Below are 22301 nucleotides of genomic sequence, written 5' to 3'. Positions count from 1 at the left end.
AGGCCGCTTTGGCCTACCTATCTACGTATCATCGTATGGATTGCCGTTGCTTGGGCTGAGCGGCGGTTCGGACGAAGGGAGCCGGCATGATTCTTCCTGCTTGGGATGACACCAGCACGAAGCATGGGACCAAGATCCGTGTTGCCCTGTGGTTGCTGTCCGTGGTCGGCGAGGGGAACCTCTTCACCAAGGCCCAGCTGCGTGATGCGTTTCCAGGGGTCGAGCAGGTTGATCGGCGGATGCGTGACCTCCGTCCCCACGGCTGGCAGATCCTGACCAACAAGGAAGACGCATCGCTCAGTCCGAACGAGCTGAGATTCATCAAGGCCGGCGAAGAAGTCTGGGACCCCAAAAAAGCCACAGCTTCTGGCGATACGCTTTCTAACAAGCAGCGCATGGCGGTCTTCGCTGGCGACGATTTTATGTGTGTCGTCTGCGGCATCACCGGTGGTGAGGCTTATCCAGAGTCCGCTCATGAGACCGCCCAGCTTACGGTAACTCGCCGTCCAGTGGAGTCCGCCGACGGTGAAACTGTCGTTCAATATGTTACGGAATGTCGGCGTTGCAAGGCAGGAAGCTCTGCCGGCTCTGTGGTTAGCGTCTCAGATCTCATTGAGGACATTGTTACCCTCGACCATGATGAGCGTGAAATTCTCGCTTCCTGGGTAAGCCGAGGTCGTCGGCAGCCTAGCAAGGTCGATCAAATTTGGGCTGAATACCGGCGACTGCCTGCGGATGCTCGTCGAAGCATCACAGATCATCTGAAGTTTACACCTTAGGTATTAGATCGTGGTCAGATTCTAAAATCAGGACCTGACCACGCGCCCTGCACTTATTCTTTTCTCTCCTAATTATTGTCTTTTGAGTTTCGACAGCTGACGCTCAGCATCAAGATTTCCGGTCTTGCCGGCGATGGAAAACCAGTTTGCCGCGAGTCCATTTTCGCTGAGACTGAGATGAAAATTAGCTAGATGGTATGCGGCATCGGGATGCCCGGCTTTTGCGGCACACTGGTAGTAGAACATGGCGTGTGCTCTGCTGCCCCCTCCGTGATGGGCGGCATGCCCGAGGAGATACGCGCACTCGATGGCTGAAGCTCGCCCAGTCTTACTGGCGGGAGCGCTGGCGAGCAACTGGGTGGCACCGAGATGAGATCCATCTCTTGCCGCGGCAAGCCAACTCCTTGCCTTGCGGGGGTGCCGGTCAACAGTCGTGACCACTCCAAGGCGATAGGCGGCTTCGCTCTCACCTGCGGCAGCGGCGCGAAACAGCTCTGTCCCTACTTGGCCGTAAGCGTTGGCGTACCACCGCAGCTCAGGAAAGAACTCCTCTGAGGAGACTGCAGTGGAGACCCTCCCGCGAGAGGTCGCCCCGATGGAGATCGGCATCGTCGGTGTTCTGTCATCCTGGGGTGCGCCCTGAGGGGAGGTAGGCGGGATGGCGAGCTCCACGAGCCTGGCCCAAGCCTCCCTGGTCTTGGCGGAGGAGTCTATTTTCGGCATGAGGCCGGCTTCTTTGGCGTACTGGTAACAGGCCCAGAGTATGGGCGCCAAAGTTTCCCAAGAGGGAAACTTGATGCGTTTTCCGGAGAAGAGATCGCCCAAAGCTGTTATCGACGGCGAGGGTGAGCCCTGAGTGACGTCGCTCACCGGGAACTTGGAAGAGATGGCGCAGATAGTTGCGTAGGTGGGCTCGCCACAGAGAAAGCGGATTCTACGTAGTTCATGAGTTACAGCATGATGATCAACTTCTCTTTTTTTGGGCATGGGGGATCGCCAACCTCTTTCCGGGCGTGCGGATGCCGCGCTGATCGTTCTATAGACGATACAGCAGATGTTGGGCCAATGTGACATGACGCCTTTTGGTGACAGGTCAACAGTAACGGACGATAGGGCACGAATCTGACAAATGGGCCCTTGGTGATGTTGGTGAGCTGAGGGCGGAGGTGTGGGGTGCGCGATGCGCGTTCGAAGCGTCGCACCTTTGACCTGTTGGGTATGTCATGCGTCGCCGACGAGCGTCGTTCGCTCACCTTTGCCGGTCCCCGCGATTCCCGATTATTCCCGAAAATGTCCAGCTTTTGCCGATGGTGCCGATCTGCTTGCTTTCGGGTGTGGACGCATGAATTATTGCCCTTGCTGCCCATGCCGCTCTTGCGCTGGGCGCATACATGATTTCCATTAGCAGCTTCAGGAGGTGATAGATGAGCCTTGCCGAAAGTGGTATGGAATCGTCTATAGGGAGGTTGGAGAAGGTGTCGTTGCGAGAGCTCTGGCCGCATGAGGTGCGCCACTTCACCCCGTGGCTGTGGGCGAATCCGGGTGAGCTTGGTCGCGTCCTTCGTATGGACCTCGAATGGACTGACAGTGAGTACCCTATCGGGAGGTACGTCGCCGACCTGATCGGGACTGATCGTTCGACCGGCGACATGGTGATCGTCGAGAACCAGCTTGATCCTGGCGACCATGGCCATCTCGGCCAACTCGTGACCTACATGGCGGGTACCCGCCGTGCGACTGGCGTAGGTGTGTGGATCGCCAAGTCGTTCAGTTCCGAGCACATCGATGCTCTCAACTCGCTCCAGGGCCTCGGAGCCGGGTGGCGGTTCTTCGCTGTAGAGCTCCGCGCACTGCGCATCGGCCAGTCGCTCCCCGCGCCCGATTTTAGGGTTAGGGCTCACCCTCAGGGGTGGGACAGGCGGTAGTCCTCGAAAGGAACGGAGTCCTAGAAGTAGTCCGCGTCAGAGGAGCCACCGAGACTCTGCCTAAAAGTTCGCGGTGTTTGTCGCCACACATCTGCTGACACTCTCTGTGACGCGACCTCCGATCATGGCTGTGGTCGGGGGTCGCGTCATACCGTACACCCGCAGATTTGTTGGCTACCGGAGCCGTGAGTGCCCGCCATAAGGCGCCGGTCATATGTCGGCCGTGCCGTCAATTTGGGAGAGCAACCGTTAAACAACAGTGAGACAATCTCCCTGGTGGTGCGCGTGACGCCGCCTTCGCCGGGCAGGCTGATGGTGAATACCAGGGTCGTCGTAGTCGGGGTTCAGTTGCAAGCGGGTTTTTCAGTGCTTCGAGGTCGGTGCTGTCGACGTCGTCGCGGCTGTAGCGGAACAGAGAGAACGTCACCGGCCTTTCATGCCGTACGTCGCCGGCGACGGTGCGGGCCATGGCGAGCACGGCCGACAGGCGGCCCTCCTCATTCTGGGGATGCCGGTGTGAGCAGTGTCCTCGTTGGTCCACGCTACGGCGGTCGGCTCACGCGGTGGTGGTGAACGTGACGGGTAGGTAGCCGAGTTCGGCGCAGAGCATTTGGGGAATTTCAACGAGGGCGTCGTCGGCGATGGCGTCGGTGCGGTTTCAGCGGCCGGTGAACCGCGGGTCATCCTGTACCGGGGTGATGCACTCGATGCGGACGCCTTTCAGGATGACGTCCTGAGCGCGGTCGGCGTTTCGGGCGATCGTGTATGACGTCCCCCAAGAGCCCTGGACGGTGCTGCAGACAGTCCATCCGGGGCCACGATGCCGAGTTTCCGTGCCGTGATAGGTGACGGTGCTGCCGGTCGGCGCGTACTCCTCGTGGGCGATAACCGAGACGACGATAGCGCTGCTGAAAGCAGCGCTGAGCAGTTCGCCTTCTGCACACATACCGTCTTGGCCGATGCGGCAGGAATAGCAGACGCGAACATGATGGCCCAGTTCGGACTGGGCGATGTCTGCGGCGGTCCGGACGGTGATGACTGTGGCGCGCGGATCGGTTGTCGCGGATTCCTCTGGGATGACCTGGATCTCGTTGCTGGTCATGTGACTCCCCCCTAACATCGTCTGGCTATGCAGACGATGTTAGGGGGGAGTTGAAACTTTGTCTGAGGGAACGGACAAAGAAAAAGGGTCTCGCTCAAAGATGAGACCTGGCGACTACCTCTTCGGTTTCGGCCCTCCGCCTGCGCCCTGCCCTGGTCGGCCGGCCTCCCAGGAGCGCCACTCCGCTTCCCGTTCCGGCAGCCAGCCCTTCACTGCCAGCCTGCCCTCCCCGATCTCCGCGTCCGGCTTCGGATACGGATGCGTCTCCGCGTACCGGTCCAGCCACTTCGTCACCGTGCCAGGCGATACCTCGAACCACGCCGCGACGCCGGCCACACCCACATAGCGGACCGCTGCCCTCTCACTTCGCCGTCCACTCACGCGGACAAAGTAACCCAAGGGTGGTCGCCTATCGGGCGTCCCACGCGGTAATGGCCGAGTGCATGTCGCCGCTTGTGGCCAGAGGTCGTGAGATAGTGACCGTACGTGATCAGGGTTGTGATTGCGTAATCGGCCAGGCACGACCACCTTCCCGTTAGCACGATTCTCGATCCGGTGGCCACGATTGGGACCATGCGGGCTACGAGCCCGCCAGTCGTCCCGGGACGTGGATTTTTGTTGCGAAGTGCAGCCAGTGGTGCCGACGACCCCAGGGAGAGCCGACCGTGAAACCCCAGTGGGACGACCTCCCCGCCAACGTGCGCGCCACCGTCGAGGAGCAGGTCGGCCAGGTCCTCAAGGCCGACCCCGTGACCAAGGGGCTCATGCCAGGGCTCACTGCCCGCCTGTACACCGATGACTACAGGATCGTCTTCCTCAAGGCCGTCCCCACCGCCAACCCGGCCGCGACCCTGTACGAGCGCGAACGACGAGCCGGTGCCGTACTGCCACCCGGCCTGCCCGCGCCCCGCCTGCGTTGGAGCGGTGAAGTGGACGGGTGGATCGTGCTGCTGCACGAGTACGTCGACGGCCGGGACGCCGACCTGTCGCCCGGTTCACCGGATGTGCCGCTCGTGCTGGACACCCTGGTCGTCCTGAACGAGGCGCTCACCCCGTGCCCCGGCGGGCTTCCGGAGGTCGCGGTGAACATCGCGGGACTCCAGGCCAAGGCCACGAGCCTGCTCGCCGGGGAGCTGCCGGACCGGGCCATGTACAAAACGGCCCTCACCACGTTCAGCCTCGACGCGTTGGAGGGCGACACCCTTCTCCACTACGACCTGCACCCCGGCAACTTCCGGATCGACGACGGGCGAGCGTACGTCATCGACTGGGCGTTCGCGGTGCGCGGTGCCGCGTGGGTGGACGCCGTGATGCTCGCTCCCCGTCTCATCGAGGCGGGCCACACCCCGGAGCAGACCGAGGCGCTTTTGGCCCGCGTACCGGCCTGGCGGTCCGCACCTGCGGACGCGGTCACCGGCCTGGCCGCGCTGTGGACGCTGTTCCGCCTGCACAAGGCGCGGTTCGGCCCGGAGGAAGGGCGCGGTCTCCGTGCGCGGGCCGCCGAGGCAGGGCGAGCATGGGTGCACCATCGCTCCACCTGACCGGTGGCCACGTCGATCACCGGTCCCGAGCCCTCCTCAGCGGCCAGAGCGACAGAACGCCCTGTTCGGCGGGAGAAGGGCTCGGAAGCCCGGGATAAAAAACTTACGGTTGGTTGGAACAGAAGAACCAGTAGCGGGCCTGGCCGGACACGCCCGTGTACGGCTCGTCGATCTCAAGGCGCCAGTATCCCTGCTCCCCCTGCCAGGAGAAGGGCACCGTCCATTGCTTGGGCACGTCGACCGTGCCGGCCGAGGTGAGCGTCAGTGAGGTCCACGGGTCGCGGACCCAGGCGTTGTTCGTCTGGGCGCTCTTGCGTGCGTACGCGTAGCGGATGGGACCCGGCCCCAGCGCGGTGATCGAGCCTTTCAGCGTGAAGGTGGCGGGCCGACGCAGCTCGCAGGACTCCTCCTCGCTGGTGAACTCGACCTGGGTCAGGTTCGGTGTCGCGAGGGGGCGGCAGGTCGTGGACCAGGAGGTCAGGCCGATCACGTCCGTACGCAGGTCGGGGAAGACGATTCCCACCTTTCCGCTCCCTGGACGCTGTCTGGGCAGCCGCGGGCCGTCCACGTACCGCGTGCCGCCGTGCTCCGAGATGTTCACGGTTTGCACGCCGGTCCCGGGCAGCGGGGTCGCGTTCTCGTCGACCCACTGGTAGCGCGTCTCCCCCTTGCCGCTGGTGATCATGGCGCGTGTCGGGGTCGAGAAGTCCGGACCACACGGGCCGTCGTAGTTCAACCGGCTCGCGCCGGCGATGTCCACGGGCGGAGTCGCGCAGGTCGTCTGGGTGATCACAGCCTGGCTGGGGTTGGGCGAAGGCTCGATGATGTTGATGTAGTAGCGCCTGGGCCAACCCGACGAAGTGCGCGGCAGGAAGCCGGTGACCTCACGGGCTCCGGGGCTGTCGAAGACGAGCGTCTGGATCTCGTGGCCGGGTACGGGGGAGCCGCCGTACGTGATGGCGTAGTACCACTGGTAGCGGACCGTCTGCGCGATCGGTGAGGTGATCACCCCTTTGATCGGGGTGGTGGCCTCCGATCCGCACAGCCCGGTGTAGTCGCCCACGGGCTCGACGGTCGCCTTCGCGTCCTGGCAGGTTCGGTCGATCGTGACCTGTACCGGTGTGCCGGTCTCGACCGGCTCGCCGCCGTTCCACACCAGGCCGACCATCTTGAGCTGCCTGGTCCCCGACTCGGTCAACGGAATCCGGAACTCGTACGTGCCCGGCCCGTTCTGCTCCTGCTGATGGACATGGTGCACGTATTCGTCGTTGATCCCGCTCAACGTGTAGGACACATAGGCCCGACCCGGACCGGTGTAGGTCAGTTGCACGGTTACCTTGAGATCGTTCTCCCTTCCATGGCACGGCCCGGCGTAGGTGGGCTTGTCGACCTGGACGCTCTGGACGACCGCCTGGCCGTACTCGTGGTCCGCGTGGGCGGTCCCGGGTAACAGCGCGGCGAGCAGGCCGAGGACGAGCAGGGTCGTGACACGTTTCATGAGCACCTTCGTTTCACGATGGGCGCGATGGAATGCCGTGGACGGCGGTGGCCGATGCCCTGAGCGGCACCTCGCCGTCTCACGCTCATGCCACGGTGCCGAACGGTGATGGGAGACGGCTTGCATCCCACTGGTGGAGAAGCCGGCCCGGGATGCGCGGTTCAAGGCGGCCCGGCGCCGTCCGGGCGCACGGCTCGGCGGCCGGGACGTGCGCCTTGGAACCACTCCCCGGGGAGCCCTTTCAGGCCGGTGGCCGGTATGTGACCCGGTGGGCACCTCATGAGTGACGGCACCGGTCAGGACCCGGCTGTGAGGTCCCATTCGCACACAAGTGAGCGGCAACCGGTGGTTGAGATCTTCGGTCTGATCTCAGGTGTTCCCGATGGAGGACCCATGCGTTTACGAAGATCGTTCCTGACCGCCGCGATCACGCTGCTCACCCTGGTCTGCGTGCCCGCCCTACCGGCACAGGCGTACCCGGTGCAGGGTGACCTGCCCTGGTCGGTGCTGCTGTGCAAGTTCGCCGATCATCCGGATACGGAGCCCAGGCCCCCGCAGTTCTTCCGGGAGCTGTTCACCGACGCGGGCAAGGGACTCGGCGGGTTCGCCGACTATCTCGCCGATCAGTCGCACGGGCGCACGAGTGTGTCCGGGTCGGTGGTGAAGGGCTGGTACACGATGCCCGTCACGGTCGCGCAGGCCAAGGCCAAGGACCGGTGGCAGCGGACCGAGGACTGCGTCCGGACGGCCGCAGCCGCGGGCTACACCGTCCCGTCCAACCACCGGGTCGCCGTCATGGTCAACTACGCGTGGGACTCGGGCTCCGCGGGAGGGGGCCGGATACTGCTGGACCCGCTCGCCTGGAACCTCGGCTTCACCACCCACGAGATACTGCACGGCTACGACAGGGACCACTCCTTCTCCGACGACCCCACCTACCGCAACGCCGACTGGGCACAGTTCGGCGAGTACGACGACCAGTGGGACGTCATGAGCGCCATGCACATCCACACGTACGAGACGCAGAGGTTCGGCACCAGCGCGGTCGGCTTCAACGGTCCCAACCGGGACGAGATGGGCTGGCTGGAACCCCACCGGATCGTCACGCTCGGCGCGGACGGCGTGGCCGACCGGACGGTGCGCCTCGCCCCCCTGGACCAGCCCGGCTCGACGGGCACGCTGTTGGTGCGCGTCCCGTTCAACGTCGCCGACCCGTTCAACTACTACACGGTGGAGTTCCGCAAGAAGACCGGCCAGAGCAAGGGAATCCCCGGCGACATCGTGCTCCTGCACGAGGTCAGGGAGGGCAGGTCGTATTTGCTGAGGGACCGCATAACGCGTGATCCCGTGACGTCGCTGAACACCAACGGGGTCAGCGTCTCCATCGACTCCGTGGGCCAGGACGAGGCGGTCGTCACGGTCAGCACCGGCATCACGCAGAAGTGCCTGGCAGGCTACGTCCACCGCAAGGCGACGCCCAACGATCTGGTGTGCGTGACACCGGCCGTCTACGAGGAGACCCAGGCCGACACCGCGGACGCGCCGAACTGGGAGGAGAACGGCAAATGCCTCCTCCAGCGTACGCGGCGGCTGGCCACGCCCTCCGACACCGTGTGCGTGAGCTCCGCCGCGCGCCGGCAGGTGATCGCCGACAACGCCGCCGCCTCCTCGCGGGCCAACCCGGCCAGGTTGGTCCTGGGCCCCAACGCCTGCAAACCGGGCTACGTCTGGCGGGGGGCCGACAGCTTCGATCAGGTCTGCGTCACCCAGGAGATCCGCGACCAGGTGATCGCCGACAACATGATGGGGGCCGGTCGCTGGACGAACGGTCCGGACGGGCCGCGCTCCTGCATCCAGGGCTACGTCTGGCGTGAGGCGTTCGCCGGTGACAACATCTGCGTGACCGTCGACCGGCGCGAACGCGCCCTGCACGACACGCACACCTCCTGGCAGCGGGTCCTGCGCCCGGCGGGTTAGCGCGGCAGGCAGCCGGGCTCGGTGCGAGGCCGGACAAGCGGCGAACCGGCCGGGCCCGGTTCGGGAGGCGGGGCGGGCGTCAGGTGCGCGTCCCCGCCTCGGTGGTGTCGGGAAGGGCGAACCGCTGGGCGAACGCGGACATCTCCTCGCGTTGCCGTTCCGGTTCGGTGGCGGTGGCACTCACGACGATGCGGGTCACGCCTTGCGCGGCGAACGCCTCGACCTGTTCGGCGGTCATGTCGATCGCCCCTGATCGCGTGTACTCCAGCGTTTCCGGGCTGCGGCCCGCCTCGGCGGCGGCGGCCCGGGCGAGGTCCATCTGGAGGGCGCGTTCGTCCGGGGCGAGCGCGCCACCCGGGAAGTAGCCGTCGCCGCGTCGTCCGGCGCGGCGTGCGGCCGCCCGGCTCGATCCGCCGACGTGGATCGGCAGGTGGGTGACCCCGTACGGCTTCGGAAACTGGCACAGCTTGTCGAAGGAGAAAAACTCCCCGTCGAAGTCGACCCCCTCTTCGCCACCGGCCCAGAGCAGCCGCATCACGTCGATCGCCTCGTCGGCGCGACGCCCACGGGTGCCGAAGTCGACGCCCGTCGCCCTGGCCTCACCGGGCAGGGTGCCGAGCCCCACGGTCAGCAGCCGCATCCGCCCCTTGGACAGCACGTCGATGGTCGCCAGGCGCTTGGCGAGGATCACCGGATGGTGGTACGGCAGCAGCAGCACACCCGTCCCGAGCAGGATCCTTCGCGTGGCCGCGGCGACGAAGCTCAGGCAATCGAGCGGATCGAAGTACGGTAGCGACGGCGGGAGCTCGAAGTGCCCGACCGCCGCGCCGGGGTACAGCGCGATGTGCTCGGGCAGATACAGCGCCTCGAAGCCGCAGTCCTCGGCGTGCCGGGCGTAGGCCACGATCGTGTCGGGGTCGACGCCGTGGTAGGGCGTGCTGTAGCTGACTGCGAACTTCATCGTCGTTCCTTCGGTCGGCCGGTCGGTGCGATGGACGGGCGGTCGTAGATCGGCATGGGCCGGTACCGAGGCGGCGTCATGGCCTCACCATGCGTCGACGACGTCCCCACCCGTCTGTCGCGGCCACACTAGAACCCTGTCACCGGCGTCAAGGCAAGGCGGAGCGAGCATGGATGCACCACCGCTCCACCTGACCGACCGGCCACATCGATCGAAGCCGCCACCGGCCTGCCGATCACCACGGCTCGCGCCGATCTGCTCCTGGAGGAACGACCGTGACCGTGGTCGAGCAGTTCACCGCCACGCAGGCCCGTTTCGGGGTCGGCGGGATTCTCGCCTCACTGCCGTGTCAGTACGTCAGCCACCCGTGGGCGATCACGGCGGCTGAGGCGCCCGCAGGTGCTCGACCGAGACGGCCGGAGCATTGGCGAACACGACAGAAGAGCGCATACTGGCCACCACCTCGCCGGCCGGAGTGAACGAGGAAGGCAACTTCGATCCAACCTCCGGCGAGGCCCTTGTCAACGTCTGTCCACTCCGGCGATCTCGCACCCGGTTACGTGCAGAACTTCTGGATAGGCGCTTAGTTCTACACTCGGTACGGCCGGTCCACCGGCCTCGTTCCATCTGGCATGACACGAAAAAGCGGAAGGGAACATGAAAGAAAAAGAGGAGCGCGCCGCGCGGGTTTACGAAAGAACCAGCACCCTCGCGACGGGAAACGTGTTGGCGCAGGGTGCGAGCGGGTTCTTCGGCGGCGGAGCGAACCTGGTCGTCGACGTGATCGCGATTCCGTTCTACATCGACCTGTGGAACGACGTACGGAGCATCTACGGCAGGGGCCACATCACCGGGGAGGCCGCCAAGGAATACCTGAAGCCGAACATTCCCTTCCTCGCCCAGGACCTACTCTGGGACAAGCTCGTCGGCTCCATTCCCATCGTGGGGATTCCGTTCAACATCGCCTTCGCCAAGGCCCTGACGTGGCGCCTCGGCGCATGGTTCGGCATGCTCTCGGCAATCGGCGGGGACAGCACTCCCAACGAGAAGATCACCGCGTCCACGATGGAACTCACGCGCAGAATCTTCCCCTCGCTGGGAGACACCTTCAGCTTCAAGGCCCCCGACAGAGACGTCTTCGTCTCCTTCGTCGCCTCCGTGGACGGCTTGACGCATCAGGAGGCCCAGAATCGGGCCGAGGAGGCACTCCGGGTGCTCCGCGGCGAAAAAGACACCCCGTCGTACTGAACAAGAAAGCCGGGGGTTACCCCTGACTTTCCCGGCTGAGGGCTCAAGGTCTGTGCGGACCGCGCGTCACGCACTCGAACCTCTCGTCAACCTCGCGCGCCTGCACATCCGCGACGGCGACGGTGACGCCACACTGTGATTCATCACCGGCTCGTACGAGGCCGTCACCGGTCGCGCCGACACCGTGCTCTCACGCCTCGCGGTCCTCAGCCGAGGTTTTCGAGCGCGGCGGCGGCACGGCCGCGCTCGTCCTCGTCGCCGGTCTCGGCGGCGATCGCCAGCGCCAGCCGGTGTCGCTGCGCCGCCTCGCCGTCACGGCCCACGGTGTGCAACGCCTCACCGATCGCGTTGAGGACACTCGCCTCGCCGTACCTGTGTCTGGTCGACCGGAAGATCTCGAGCGCCTGCTCCAGGTGCCACAGGGACTCGTCGAATTTCGCCTGACGGCACAGGGCGGTCCCGAGGTTGCTCAGCGCGGTCGCTTCCCCGTCACGGTGCTCGATCTCGCGGAACAGGCTCAGCGCCTCGCGCAGTTTCGCGACGGCAAGCGTGTCTTCGCCCAGCGAACTGTGGATCTGGCCGAGGTTGGACAGGGCGATGGCCTGCCCGGCACGCTCACCGAGCGCGGCGAAGATGTCGTGCGCGGCCAGGAAGTGCCGCGCCGCCTCGGCGTGCTCGCCGATCGACTCCTTGAGATTGCCCAGGTTGGTCAGCGCCGCCGCCTGGCCGAAGGGATCGTCGATCTCGCGGTAGAGCGCGACGGCCTCGCGGTGCCGGGCGGCGGAGGAGGCGAACTCGCCGAGGCGTTCCTCGATGATGCCCAGATTGGACAGCGAGCGGGCCTGGCCGTGGCGGTTGCCGCTGCTCCGGCACAGCTCCAGCGCCTCGCTCAGTTCCTCGACGGCCGAAGCGTACCGGCCGAGCAGCCGCAGGATGACCCCGGCGTTGGTCCGCAGATGCGCCTCGCCCTCCGCGTCTCCCATCCTCCGCGCGGCGTCGACGGCGCACTCGTAGATCGACAGGGCCTCGGTGCCGTGCCCCGCTTCCAGGTAGCGGTGTAACGCGGCGGCAAGGGTGACCGCCCGCTCGGGCCGCCCTTGCCTGACCGCGAACTGGCAGATCGTGCCGAACGACGCCAGCTCGCTGTCCAACCACGACAGTGCCGCGCCCGGCGAGAGAGTGACGCCGCTGGGTTTGAGGGCGAGCCCGGCGTGCCGCCAGCTCCCGCTCCACCCGGGGTAGAGGGTGTCGCTCGCCTCGACGGCGGTCCCGCAGTAGTGCTCCAGCAGCCTGTCCACGGCCGCCTGCCGTTCGGCCTCGCCGTCCAGGGCGAGGCTGATCTCGGCGGCGTACGCACGCAGAAGGTCGTGAAACCCGTAGCGCCCCAAGGTGTCGCATCGCAGCAGGTGCGCCGAGGTGAGCCGGTGCAGGAGCCGGGCCGCGTCGATCTCGTCGACCTCCACCAGTGCCGCCGCGCAGGCCAGTGTGGAGTGCGGCGCCGGGTTCAGGCTCAGCAACCGGAACAGGCGCTGCGCCTCGGCGTCGAGCAGCCGGTACGAGCAGCCGAAGACGTGCCGGATCGCCGCCCCGCCCCAGTCGAGCAGATCCAGCGGTCCGGCCAGGTGCAGCCGCGTCACCACGCCGGCCAGCGGCAGGTGCGCCTGCGCCCCGGCGTACTCGGCGGCCAGGCGCAGCGCCAGTGGCAGGCGGGCGCAGATGGTGGCGAGCGAGTCGACGCTGTCGGGATCGGTGCCCGCCCGCTCGCCCACCAGCCGGCGCAGCAGGTGGACGGCGTCGGTGCGGGGCAGCAGGTCCAGTTCGATGCGGTGCGCGCCGTGCAGGGCGACCAGGTTGGCCAGCCTGTCCCGGCTGGTGATCACCATGAGGGTGTCGTGCGTACCGGGCAGCAGCGGCCGTACCTGCTCGGTCGAGGCCGCGTTGTCGAGCAGCACAAGCAACCTGCGGCCGTCGGTCTCGGTGCGCCAGCGCGCGGCCCGCGACTGGGTGTCGGCCGGAATGTCCTGAGCGGACACGCCGACGGCGGCCAGCATGCGGCCCAGCGCCTCGTGCGGGGGTAACGCATGTTCGGCGTCGTCGCCGCGCAGGTCGAGGTGGATGCGCCCGTCGGGGAACAGTTCGCGGTTGCGGTGAACCCAGTGGACGGCGAGAGCCGTCTTGCCCACGCCCGCGGTGCCGCAGACGACCACGACCCCCGGCGGGCGGCGGGCGCTCGCGGCGTCAAGCAGGGCCAGCTCGTCGACGCGTCCGGTGAAGTCCGGCACCGGCGCCGGGAGCTGACGCGGAATCCTTGGCACACCACGGCTTTCCTGCTCCTCAAGCAGATGCCGGTGCGCCCGTTGGAGCTCCCCGCTCGGCTCCACGCCCAGTTCCTGGGCCAGCACGAGGCGAGTGGTCTCGTACCGCTCGAAGGCGATCGCCCGCTGGCCCGTCGCCTGGTACGCGCGAATCAGTGTGGCCTGCACCGCCTCGTCAAGCGGGCTCACCGCGCCCTGCACCGCCAGCGCGGCGATGACCTCGGCGGCGTTGCCCGCCCGCAGCATCAGGTCCCAGTAGGACAGCTGCGCGCGGCGGCGCTCGGCCTTGAGGCCCCACACCTTGGGGTCGCTTTCGAGCGCCGGCACGTCGCACAGGGGGTCGTCGTCCTCCCACAGCCGCAGCGCCTCGCGGAAGAGCGCGGCTGCTCGCGCCGGGTCGCCGTCGCTTTCCGCCTGCTGCGCGGCTGCCACCGTACGCCGGAAGCGCAGCAGGTCGAGGGCGTCCTCCGGCAGGCGCAGCAGGTAGCCGTCGCCGACGGTGGAGAGCACGCCGCCCTGGCCGCGCGGGCTGTGCCGTGGGTCGAGCAGGCGGCGCAGGTGTTTGGTGTGGGTGTGCAACACGTTGACCGCGCTTGACGGCGGCCGTTCGCCCCACAGCGACTCGATCAGCTCCCGGCGCGTGGTCAGCCGCCCGGCGTTGAGCGCCAGAACCCCCAGCATCAGACGGCGGGCGGGCGGCCCGGCATCGACCTCGCGATCGTCGTGCCACACCCGCAGGCGGCCGAGCACCTGGACGACCAGCACCGCCACAGTGTAGAGGCGATGTTCATCAAACTTCCAGAGCCTGTCCAGAGGCCGGGGTTTCCCTTCGTCCAACGTTCTTCCACGAAGGGAGTAACCCGTGGCCAGATGGAAAGCGGGGATCGCGAGCGTCGCTCTAGCGCTGTTGTCCCTGCTTGTCCCCACTCCTCCGGCGACAGCGGCACCGGACAAGCCCGCACCGGAGCCCACCGTCGTACAGGAGTGCGGCGCCGACCTCAAACAGCACGCGGCGAAGATCGCCGCGACCGAGAAGTCCGAGACCGCCACCTGTATCCGCAAGCAGGCGAGGAAAACCGGCCCGGCCACGACCGACGCCGGCGTCGCCGCCGCCGATATTTGCGGCGGGCGCGCCACGCTGTCCCGGACAGCCGCATGCGTGATAGAGGATGGTCTCCTGCTCATTTTCACGGTGCCCAACGGGGTCGTCATCGGCTCGATACAGTTCACCGTCTCCAGCTTGACGACCCTTGACTACAGCTCGCTGCGGTGGAGCCAGTCGTGGCACTACCAGGCCAACTCCGTCTCCGGCCCGGCGATCCCTGTGGTGCTCGACACCTTCGTCTACGCCGAGCCGCAATGCCTCGCCAGCTGCACGGTGTCCAGCAGCGGACTGGTCGGCGGGTCAGCGCTCCCGGGCCGCGTCCACTCGACCACCACGTACTTCAACAGCCCGCTCAGCGGCTACAAGTGGGGGGCACACGGTGGGATGAGGTACTGGTTCGCCAACGCGGGATGGGTCAACCCGACGACAAACCCCTCGATCACGGCGCCGGCCGTGCACCGCTGCGACGACGCGCTGACCGGTTACCCCTCGGGCTGCGTCTACGACTCGGTCGTCCCGATGCACGACGTCCTGTCGTATCGCTACCCGTCGTATGCTCGCCACCTCCAGCTCGCCATCAACCATTTCAAGATGACGAACCTCCTGACCAGGACCCAGAACGAGACCCTCATGGCCAACAACTACAACAGGGCATGCCCGCCGGGGCGCCCTGACCCTCCGCTTCCGGGAGTCTGGTCCTGTGACGAATACCCCTTCAAGTCCACCTACAACGGTGCGTACTCCCAGCCGTACGGCCGAAACATCTTCATCTTCAACCTGAACACCGCGTATGAGTTCAACTGTCGCGCGACGTGGCTGTCGATGCGCGTCTCCACCGACTCCGGCGGCTACAGCGCCTGCATGATTCCCCTGGCGGAGAACACTCTCGGCGGAGCCGACCTGGGCGCCTTCTACTACAAGTCCCGGGTCCTGGACGGGGACCAGTTCCAGGTCCGCGTCATCTGATCAGGATCGGACAACTTGCCTGGCAACACACCGCTCCACCGGTTGCGGGAGCGCGACTTGCCAGGCAAGTCACACGACCATGCCGACCACCGCAGCCGTGCGGCGGGTGGCGAGGAGCACAGGGTGGCCGTACTGACGTGTGGAGACAGGTCGGCGGGTCTAGAGGCTCCGCGGGTCGCGCACCCGCAGGCCGAAGGCCGACAAGCCCTGCTCGTGGTGCTCGATCAGGTCGAGGCGGCGGTAGAAGGCGTGGTTCGCGGGGCCTGCCGGGGTGGACTCGTGATCGGTGGTGAGGACGAAGTAGCGGCAGTGCGCGTAACGGTCCTTGAGGTGCTCCAGCAGTCGGCGGCCGACGCCCTTGCCGTGGTGTCGGGCGTTGACCAGCAACTCCTGCACGTAGCAGACGATCTCGTCGTCGGATACCGTCCGCGCCAGGCCGAGCAGCTTGCCCGACTCGTCCCTGGCGGTGATGACCAGGTGCGAGTTGGCCAGGCTCCGGCATACCCGGGTGACGTCGTGCGTCCACGGGCCCCAGCCGACCGAGTCGTAGAGCTCGAACATCTCGGCCTCGTCGAACGACGTCTCCTGAGCGATGATCACCACTTATGGGGCTCCCTGATGTGCTCGGAATGAAGTGACGCGCCTGAGCTTATTCGGCCCTTGAGCGGCCACCAATCGGCCGGTGGCGCCAGGTCTCCGCTGAAGATCGGTCACGTGTGGAAAACGGGGCCGGCGGGTCTGGCGCACTCCGCGACGCCGGATCTCGGCGATGGAAACGTCACCCCAGAAACCGCCGCGCGCCACGCAGCCTGGTCCGAAGTCGCCGCTGAGTCATCTCGCACTCCAAGCGCACATCCAGCGGGCCGGGCACGTTGGTGTCCGCTTTCAGGCCTGAAGGCAATCGGTCCGCGTCGAGCCCATCGCGTCGGGCGATGAGCAGCCCCAGTTCGTACCGGCTGATCGCATCGGTGCCGGCGACGTGGTGGACGCCGTGATACTCGGACACGGCGAGTTCGAGGAGCGCCGCGGCGAGATCGGCGACATGCACGGGACATCGCACGTCGTCGGTGAACAGCACTCCGCTCGCCCTGCCGGTGGCGAGCGAACGCACCAGCGCCTCGTGCGGAGAACCGCCGTCGCCGATGATCAGGGACGTCCGGGCTATCACCGAGGTCGGCGCGATCGCGCTCACCGCCGTCTCGGCGGCGGCCTTGGCCGCACCGTACGGGGAGATCGGGTCGGGCAGGCACGTCTCGTCATAGCGAATCGCGGCACCGGAGAAGACCGTGTCGCTGGACACATGGACCAGGCGCCCGCCTGCCGCAGCGGCGGCGAGAGCCACGTTCACGGCTCCGGTCGCCGTGGTCGCCCAGTCCGACTGCAGGTACGCGGCGTTGACGACCACCTCCGGCCGGAACGCGCCGATCAGCGCGTCGACGTCGTCTCGTCGGCGTACATCGAGCGGCGACCACTCGACACCCGTGGCCTCTCCCGGTCGGGTCAAGTAGGTCGCGGCCACCTCATGTCCGGCCACCAGACACTGCCGGACGAGTTCGCCGCCGAGAAACCCACTGCCGCCGACGACAAGGAATCTCATTGGCCGGTCCGAGCCGGATGCGCTGGAGGAAGTGCTCACCGGCTCATCATGCATTCATTCTCGGTGTCGTGTCCGCGGAGTCGAGGACCGGATCCCCGTGTGTCCCGCTTGAGCTTGACACGCAGCACCGCGGCGGAGGTTCAGGCGATCAGCAGGCGAAGGCCGAGCTCTGCCGCGTCGAGATCGACGAGGTCTCGGTTGCGTTCGGCCCACCGGCCGGACGCGAGGTCGTCACGGAGACTGCGTACCGCGCGCTGCTCGACGTCCGGCCCGACTCTGGTCCAGACCGACCCTCCGCGACGGACGTTCTCGTCGAGGTATGCCTCCGGCCGACGCCAGTGGGCTTCGAGGAAGCCGTCGGCGCAGTCCCACGGGATGAGCACCGGTTCCATCCGGGCTCCGATCGCATCGGCCTGCTCGGTCACCGAAGGCCGGCCGACCAGGAGGTCCGCGACCTCGGGCAGGTAGTCGCGAGTGAGCCAGAACCGATGACGCCATCCGGTGTCAGTGGTGTCGTGCGTGAACACCACCACGCGGCGAGCGACCCGCCGCATCTCGCACAGGCCGGCGATCGGGTCCGGCCAGTGATGGATGGAGGAAACCGTCATCGCGGCGTCGAAGGACTCGTCGTCGAACGGCAGGTTCTCGGCGGATCCGATCAGGCACGGCGCCGCGTCCGGAGGACGCTGCGAACGCATGAGTGCCGACGGTTCCACCGCGAGGACGTGGCGGTCGGTGGGCTCGTAGGAGCCGGTGCCCGCCCCGACGTTCAGTACGGTCCGGGCGTCGCCGAGCGCGGCCCAGATCTGCGCGGCGATGCGCGGTTCGGTGCGCCGTGTCACGGTGTAGGTGCTTCCGATGGTGTCGTACAACTGCGTGCTGGACATAGACACCGCCTTTCCGGCTGTCGTCATCGTCGTACCGGCACCGTGCCCGCGGCCTGGGTGGCGTGGCGCCGTACGGGATGTCGCTTGATCGCTGTTTCAGTATCGCTCCTGCTGACCTGCCTCTGAAGGACAGGCCGTATCGGGCTGCTCGTAGCCTCGGCCCGGAGCGGTGGGCGTCGCGGAAATACGGGGTCACAGGCCGGAGATGACGCGCGGCATCCGGCGAGGGGGGCGGTCACGGGGTGCCCGTGCTTGGTGTAGGTGACCTCGGGGAAACGTGATGTCGGCCCGTCGAGCAGCGGGGACTTCCTGCCGCGCAGGAACCGGTCGAAGAAGGCGAGCGGGTAGGCGCGCTGGAAGGCCAGCGCCCGCTTCTCGGTGATCGTCCCGACGGATTCCACCAGTTCCTCTACCGGCAGCCCGGCCTTGCGGATGAGCCGGACGTCGTCGCCGAAGGAGTTGTGCGCAGCGCCCCTGACGGTCAGGTGGAGCCGCCATCCGCGCAGGTTCTTCCAGAACGTCCGCAGCGCAGGGTTGCTGACCATCCCTCCCTTGCCGGGCGTGTCGACCACCAAGTACGGCCGGTCCAGCCCGGCGTTGGCGACGGGGCCGAGCACCGCGCCGTCGAGGCTGAGCCCGGCCTTGATACGCCTGTCGGCGTACATGGCCGAGGAGGTGGTGGCGCCACCGAGGGAGTGGCCGAACATCGCGATGCGCTTCAGATCCAGCACCCCCCTCAGCCCCGCGGGCAGGGCGCCGGGCAACTGGTCGAGCACGAACCTGGTGTCGTCGGCGCGTACCTTGGCCGCCTTGACGAAGTCGGTGATCTCGCCCTTCGGGTTCGTGACGACCCGGCCGCCGGGAAACTCGACCACGGCCGCGTCGTAGGTGTGGTCGATCGTCACGACCGCGTAGCCACGGCTGGCCAGCTCCTGCGCCACCCCGGTGCCGAAGGAGCGTGAGGCATTGGCACCGGGCGAGTACAGCACCACGGGCAGCCGCCCGAGCCGCCGGTCGGCCGGAGCGCCCTGATGGCCGTCGGTGTCACCCAGGACCAGTTTGCCCGGCGGCAGCCCCATGTCGCGCAGGTAGCGGTCGGCCGCCGCCTTCGGCATCCAGGGCACGAGCGGGTATCCGGCCGTCTTGCGCGCCGGGTACCAGATGCTGATCATCAGTTCGCGTTTGCGGTCGGTCACCCATGGGTCGGTCCTGGACTGGTCGACCAGGTGCAGCGCGACTGTGCCGATCTTGTGTGGGCCCGTGGGAGAGGGCGGTTCGAACCGCGCCGGGGCTGTGGTCGCGCCCGCCGGGGACGCGACCGTTACCAGGAGCGCGGCAGCGGCGATCACGAGAGGTGTTGTCTTCATGCCTCCACGCTGTCGCCAGGACCGAACGGTGGCATCGCCCTGCCGGACGAAGCCCACATCAGCCCAGGACGCTACGCCAGACAGGCGTTCCTCCTTGCGGACGATGTCGCGCAGGTGACCTGCGCGGATACTGTCGGCTGATGAGAGAGAGCCTGGTGGTGCACAGGCTGCGCCACGGCCACTGGGTGGCCGTGGACGTGGTGGTCGCGCTCCTGCTGGCCGCCGCCTTCGCGGCGGCGGCGCAGCTGCGGACCGGCGTGATCGCGGCGGTCGTCGCGGCCGCCCTGGCCGCGCTGCCCGTCGCGACGCGGCGACGGTGGCCGCTGCCCTCGCTGGTCGTCTCGCTCGCCGCCGCCGCCGCTGCGCTGCTCATGGGCGTGGAGGCGGCTTACCTGCCGGTCGCCGTGGTGCTCTACTCGGTCGGCGTGCAGGAGCCGCGCGGACCGGCCATCGCCGGCCTGTCCGCGTCGCTGGGCTGTGTGGCCGCCGCCCTGCTCGCCGCCGCCTGGCCGTCCTGGACGCAGGCGCTCGGCGACGCCGGGTTCGGGCTGACCGTGATCGGCTTGTCCTGGACGGCGGGCCTGGCCGTCGGTGAACAGCGTCTGCACGCGGCCCGTACGGCGGAGCGGGCAGCCCTTGAGGAACGGCTGCGCATCGCCAGGGATCTGCATGACGTCGTCGCGCACAGCATGAGCCTGATCACGATGAAGGCCGGGGTCGCCGGGCTCGTCGCCGAGACCCGTCCGCAGGAGGCGCGCGAGGCGCTGCGGCTGATCGAGACCATCGGCCGGGAGGGGATGCTGGAGATGCGCGCCATGCTCGGCATGCTGCGCTCGGAGTCCGGCCTCCAGGGCACCGCGCCCGTGCCACGGCTGCAGGACCTGCACGCCCTGGCCGCGCACGCGGGGGTCGAGGTGGACCTGCGCGTCGAGGCCGGGGACTTGCCCGATGGGGTGGCGCTGGCCGTGTACCGGATCGTCCAGGAGGCGCTGACCAACGTGGGCAAGCATGCCGGGACCGGCTGCCGGGTGCGGGTCACGGTACCTGAGGCCGGGGTGGTGGAGGTGGAGGTGACCGACGACGGCCGGTGCCCACCGGGTGACGGAGGTGGGCACGGGTTGCGCGGCATGCGCGAGCGCTGCCTCATGTACGGTGGGCGGCTCATCGCAGGCCCGGTCCCGGGCGGCGGCTTCCGCGTGCTGGCTCACCTCCCCTACGCCTCGCAGGAGGCGCTGTGATCAGGGTGGCGATCGCGGACGATCAGCCGCTGCTGCGTGCCACGCTCACGATGCTCGTCGGCACAGCGGCAGACCTGGTCGCCGTCGGCGAGGCGGGCACCGGCGCGCAGGCCGTCGAGCTGGCCGCGCGCACCCGGCCCGACGTCGTCCTCATGGACGTGCGCATGCCGGACATGGACGGACTGGAGGCCACCCGCCATATCCTGTCCGACCCGTCATGGGCCGGGGCCCGGGTCGTCATCCTGACCACCTTCGACCTGGACGAGTATGTCTACGCGGCACTGCGTGCCGGGGCGAGCGGGTTCCTGCTCAAGGACATCCCGCCGGCCGACCTACTGGCCGCGATCCGCGTGGTCGCCTCCGGCGAGGCGCTGCTCGCACCAACGGTCACGCGGCGGCTCATCTCCGAGTTCACCCGCAGGGCCGCCGCCGACGCCCTGAGCGCGCGCGAGCTGACGGCGGTGACCGGCCGCGAGCGCGAGGTGCTGACGCTCGTCGCCCGCGGTCTGACCAATCCCCAGATCGCCGCCCACCTGCGCCTCAGCATCTCCACCGTCAAGACCCACGTGCGCAGCCTGCTGTCGAAGCTGGATGTGCACGACCGTGCCCAGCTCGTCATCATCGCCTACGAGAGCGGCCTCGTCAGTGCCGCCAAGGCGTGATGCCCTTGGCAGGAGGAGGAATTGCCGGCAGGTCCATGCCGTCCAGCGCGGTCCGCGCATCACCGTCCGGGTCGGCGGCCGTATCTCGCATAACACGATCGCGGCGCTGTCCAGGTCCTTGAGCGTGCGCAGCCGCTTTCCGTAGAAGTACCGCCTGTCCGCTGAGCAGCCGGTGTTTTATCGTGAACCGATGCTCACGGTTGGTGTTGACCTGGCGACGGAAGCGAAAGAGACGGCGGTGGCCTGGCTTGATTGGTCTGCCGACGGGGCCCGTGTCCGCAGGCTTGAGACTGTGGCCGACGATGATCTGATCGTCGAAGCGATCAAAGGCGCGGACAAGGCCGGTATCGACTGTCCGCTCGGCTGGCCGGACAAGTTCGTTGATTTCATCACGGCTCACCGCACGGGACATGTCGCCGTGCCCGAGGGCAGCACGGACGTCGCCTGGCGCAGGCAGTTCACCATGCGGGTCACCGACTACGAGGTGAAGGAAGTCCTCGACTTCTATCCTCTGAGTGTTTCCGCGAATCTCATCGGCAGCACGGCCCTGCGTTGCGCGGCCCTGCTCGCCGAGCTTGCCCGGCAGGGGCAGCCGGTCGACCGTAGCGGCACCGGTGTCGTGGCGGAGGTCTACCCCGCGGCCTCGCTCAGATGCTGGGGCCTGCCCCACGGCCGCTATAAAAGCCCGGCGAACCGTGGCGGACTCGCGGGGTTGGTCGATGAACTCCAGGAAGCGGCGCCATGGCTGGACCTGGGGGAACACGAACAGATCTGCCGGACGTCCGACCACGCGACGGACGCCGTCATCGCCGCGCTCACCGCCCGCGCCGCGGCTCAGGGTCTCGCGACCGTTCCGGCACAGGACCAAGCTCACTCGGCGCGCTCCGAGGGATGGATCGCGCTCCCCACCGGACCTCTGAGTGAGCTGTGCCCGGCCGGCTGAGGAGAACGTGTAGCCGGGCACCCTGGTCGTCCTGAACGAGGCGCCCACCCCCGATGTCGTCTCACCTCCTCGGGATCGGGATCGGGATCGGGGACGGCAGGGCGAGCCGGGTGGATCCGCGTGTCCTGGACGATCCGGCCGGGTTGTTCGCGGGACAGCCGCGAGTCGCCGGGCGGTTCGTTAAATCCGT

At 67.4% G+C, this 22301-nt stretch carries 18 protein-coding genes; 9 read left to right on the top strand and 9 right to left on the bottom strand.

What is annotated here, in order from left to right:
* Positions 1-86: 86 nt before the first annotated feature.
* Positions 87-779, top strand: a complete 693-nt coding sequence (locus AB0B96_RS30490; protein WP_362904163.1) for a hypothetical protein — start codon at positions 87-89, stop codon at positions 777-779.
* A gap of 72 nt (positions 780-851) precedes the next feature.
* Here the strand turns inward: AB0B96_RS30490 and AB0B96_RS30485 are convergent, their stop codons facing one another.
* Entirely contained in the window at positions 852-1766 is a 915-nt protein-coding gene (locus AB0B96_RS30485; protein WP_362904161.1) for a hypothetical protein, read from the bottom strand.
* A gap of 437 nt (positions 1767-2203) precedes the next feature.
* On the opposite strand from AB0B96_RS30485, the gene AB0B96_RS30480 reads away from it, so the two are divergent.
* A complete protein-coding gene (locus AB0B96_RS30480; protein ID WP_362904159.1) occupies positions 2204-2704 on the top strand; it encodes a hypothetical protein in 501 nt (166 codons plus the stop codon).
* Positions 2705-3362: 658 nt separating this feature from the next.
* Here AB0B96_RS30480 and AB0B96_RS30475 read toward each other — a convergent pair.
* Positions 3363-3806 carry a hypothetical protein gene (locus AB0B96_RS30475; RefSeq protein ID WP_362904157.1) on the bottom strand — a complete coding sequence of 148 codons (444 nt, stop codon included), beginning with the start codon at positions 3804-3806 and terminating at the stop codon, positions 3363-3365.
* Positions 3807-4471: 665 nt separating this feature from the next.
* On the opposite strand from AB0B96_RS30475, the gene AB0B96_RS30470 reads away from it, so the two are divergent.
* Positions 4472-5347, top strand: coding sequence for a phosphotransferase (locus tag AB0B96_RS30470; RefSeq protein WP_362904155.1), 876 nt, complete (start codon positions 4472-4474; stop codon positions 5345-5347).
* A 103-nt stretch (positions 5348-5450) separates the two neighbouring features.
* Here the strand turns inward: AB0B96_RS30470 and AB0B96_RS30465 are convergent, their stop codons facing one another.
* Positions 5451-6845, bottom strand: a complete 1395-nt coding sequence (locus tag AB0B96_RS30465; protein ID WP_362904153.1) for a hypothetical protein — start codon at positions 6843-6845, stop codon at positions 5451-5453.
* A 393-nt stretch (positions 6846-7238) separates the two neighbouring features.
* Here AB0B96_RS30465 and AB0B96_RS30460 point away from each other — a divergent pair, with 393 nt between their 5' ends.
* Entirely contained in the window at positions 7239-8822 is a 1584-nt protein-coding gene (locus AB0B96_RS30460) for a hypothetical protein (protein ID WP_362904151.1), read from the top strand.
* 79 nt (positions 8823-8901) lie between these two features.
* Here the strand turns inward: AB0B96_RS30460 and AB0B96_RS30455 are convergent, their stop codons facing one another.
* Positions 8902-9783 (bottom strand): TIGR03619 family F420-dependent LLM class oxidoreductase, encoded by an 882-nt coding sequence (locus tag AB0B96_RS30455; protein WP_362904149.1) that lies wholly within the window; start codon positions 9781-9783, stop codon positions 8902-8904.
* 657 nt (positions 9784-10440) lie between these two features.
* Here AB0B96_RS30455 and AB0B96_RS30450 point away from each other — a divergent pair.
* A complete protein-coding gene (locus tag AB0B96_RS30450) occupies positions 10441-11031 on the top strand; it encodes a hypothetical protein (RefSeq protein WP_350945655.1) in 591 nt (196 codons plus the stop codon).
* A gap of 206 nt (positions 11032-11237) precedes the next feature.
* Here the strand turns inward: AB0B96_RS30450 and AB0B96_RS30445 are convergent, their stop codons facing one another.
* On the bottom strand, positions 11238-14111 hold the full coding sequence (locus tag AB0B96_RS30445; protein WP_362904146.1) for a tetratricopeptide repeat protein: 2874 nt from the start codon (positions 14109-14111) through the stop codon (positions 11238-11240).
* Between the two features lie 97 nt (positions 14112-14208).
* Between AB0B96_RS30445 and AB0B96_RS30440 the strand changes: the two genes are divergently transcribed.
* A complete protein-coding gene (locus AB0B96_RS30440; protein ID WP_362904145.1) occupies positions 14209-15417 on the top strand; it encodes a hypothetical protein in 1209 nt (402 codons plus the stop codon).
* Between the two features lie 159 nt (positions 15418-15576).
* Here the strand turns inward: AB0B96_RS30440 and AB0B96_RS30435 are convergent, their stop codons facing one another.
* The 4 genes from AB0B96_RS30435 to AB0B96_RS30420 all read right to left on the bottom strand — a co-directional run bounded on the left by AB0B96_RS30435 (position 15577) and on the right by AB0B96_RS30420 (position 19268).
* Positions 15577-16020, bottom strand: a complete 444-nt coding sequence (locus tag AB0B96_RS30435) for a GNAT family N-acetyltransferase (protein ID WP_362904143.1) — start codon at positions 16018-16020, stop codon at positions 15577-15579.
* A 175-nt stretch (positions 16021-16195) separates the two neighbouring features.
* A complete protein-coding gene (locus AB0B96_RS30430) occupies positions 16196-17014 on the bottom strand; it encodes a sugar nucleotide-binding protein (RefSeq protein WP_362904141.1) in 819 nt (272 codons plus the stop codon).
* 140 nt (positions 17015-17154) lie between these two features.
* Positions 17155-17901 carry a class I SAM-dependent methyltransferase gene (locus AB0B96_RS30425; RefSeq protein WP_362904140.1) on the bottom strand — a complete coding sequence of 249 codons (747 nt, stop codon included), beginning with the start codon at positions 17899-17901 and terminating at the stop codon, positions 17155-17157.
* 23 nt (positions 17902-17924) lie between these two features.
* Positions 17925-19268: a lipase gene (locus tag AB0B96_RS30420; RefSeq protein WP_362904138.1), complete on the bottom strand. Its 1344-nt coding sequence runs from the start codon at positions 19266-19268 to the stop codon at positions 17925-17927.
* Positions 19269-19408: 140 nt separating this feature from the next.
* Here AB0B96_RS30420 and AB0B96_RS30415 point away from each other — a divergent pair, with 140 nt between their 5' ends.
* The 3 genes from AB0B96_RS30415 to AB0B96_RS30405 all read left to right on the top strand — a co-directional run bounded on the left by AB0B96_RS30415 (position 19409) and on the right by AB0B96_RS30405 (position 22111).
* Positions 19409-20506 (top strand): histidine kinase, encoded by a 1098-nt coding sequence (locus AB0B96_RS30415; protein WP_362904137.1) that lies wholly within the window; start codon positions 19409-19411, stop codon positions 20504-20506.
* Positions 20503-21168 carry a response regulator transcription factor gene (locus AB0B96_RS30410; RefSeq protein ID WP_362904135.1) on the top strand — a complete coding sequence of 222 codons (666 nt, stop codon included), beginning with the start codon at positions 20503-20505 and terminating at the stop codon, positions 21166-21168. The genes AB0B96_RS30415 and AB0B96_RS30410 overlap by 4 nt, the downstream gene beginning before the upstream one ends.
* 190 nt (positions 21169-21358) lie before the next feature.
* Entirely contained in the window at positions 21359-22111 is a 753-nt protein-coding gene (locus AB0B96_RS30405) for a DUF429 domain-containing protein (RefSeq protein WP_362904133.1), read from the top strand.
* Positions 22112-22301: the final 190 nt, after the last annotated feature.

Origin of the sequence: Streptosporangium sp. NPDC049046, from assembly GCF_040649155.1 — a bacterium.
Classification (GTDB): Bacteria; Actinomycetota; Actinomycetes; order Streptosporangiales; family Streptosporangiaceae; genus Streptosporangium.
Note: the sequence above shows the minus strand (reverse complement) of the source record. Positions and strands in the feature narration are given on the sequence as shown.

Coding starts and splice junctions, on each gene's coding strand:
- AB0B96_RS30490 (WP_362904163.1), top strand. CDS start 87: ATGATTCTTCCTGCTTGGGATGACACCAGCACGAAGCATGGGACCAAG.
- AB0B96_RS30485 (WP_362904161.1), bottom strand. CDS start 1,766: ATGCCCAAAAAAAGAGAAGTTGATCATCATGCTGTAACTCATGAACTA.
- AB0B96_RS30480 (WP_362904159.1), top strand. CDS start 2,204: ATGAGCCTTGCCGAAAGTGGTATGGAATCGTCTATAGGGAGGTTGGAG.
- AB0B96_RS30475 (WP_362904157.1), bottom strand. CDS start 3,806: ATGACCAGCAACGAGATCCAGGTCATCCCAGAGGAATCCGCGACAACC.
- AB0B96_RS30465 (WP_362904153.1), bottom strand. CDS start 6,845: ATGAAACGTGTCACGACCCTGCTCGTCCTCGGCCTGCTCGCCGCGCTG.
- AB0B96_RS30460 (WP_362904151.1), top strand. CDS start 7,239: ATGCGTTTACGAAGATCGTTCCTGACCGCCGCGATCACGCTGCTCACC.
- AB0B96_RS30455 (WP_362904149.1), bottom strand. CDS start 9,783: ATGAAGTTCGCAGTCAGCTACAGCACGCCCTACCACGGCGTCGACCCC.
- AB0B96_RS30450 (WP_350945655.1), top strand. CDS start 10,441: ATGAAAGAAAAAGAGGAGCGCGCCGCGCGGGTTTACGAAAGAACCAGC.
- AB0B96_RS30430 (WP_362904141.1), bottom strand. CDS start 17,014: ATGAGATTCCTTGTCGTCGGCGGCAGTGGGTTTCTCGGCGGCGAACTC.
- AB0B96_RS30425 (WP_362904140.1), bottom strand. CDS start 17,901: ATGTCCAGCACGCAGTTGTACGACACCATCGGAAGCACCTACACCGTG.
- AB0B96_RS30420 (WP_362904138.1), bottom strand. CDS start 19,268: ATGAAGACAACACCTCTCGTGATCGCCGCTGCCGCGCTCCTGGTAACG.
- AB0B96_RS30415 (WP_362904137.1), top strand. CDS start 19,409: ATGAGAGAGAGCCTGGTGGTGCACAGGCTGCGCCACGGCCACTGGGTG.
- AB0B96_RS30405 (WP_362904133.1), top strand. CDS start 21,359: ATGCTCACGGTTGGTGTTGACCTGGCGACGGAAGCGAAAGAGACGGCG.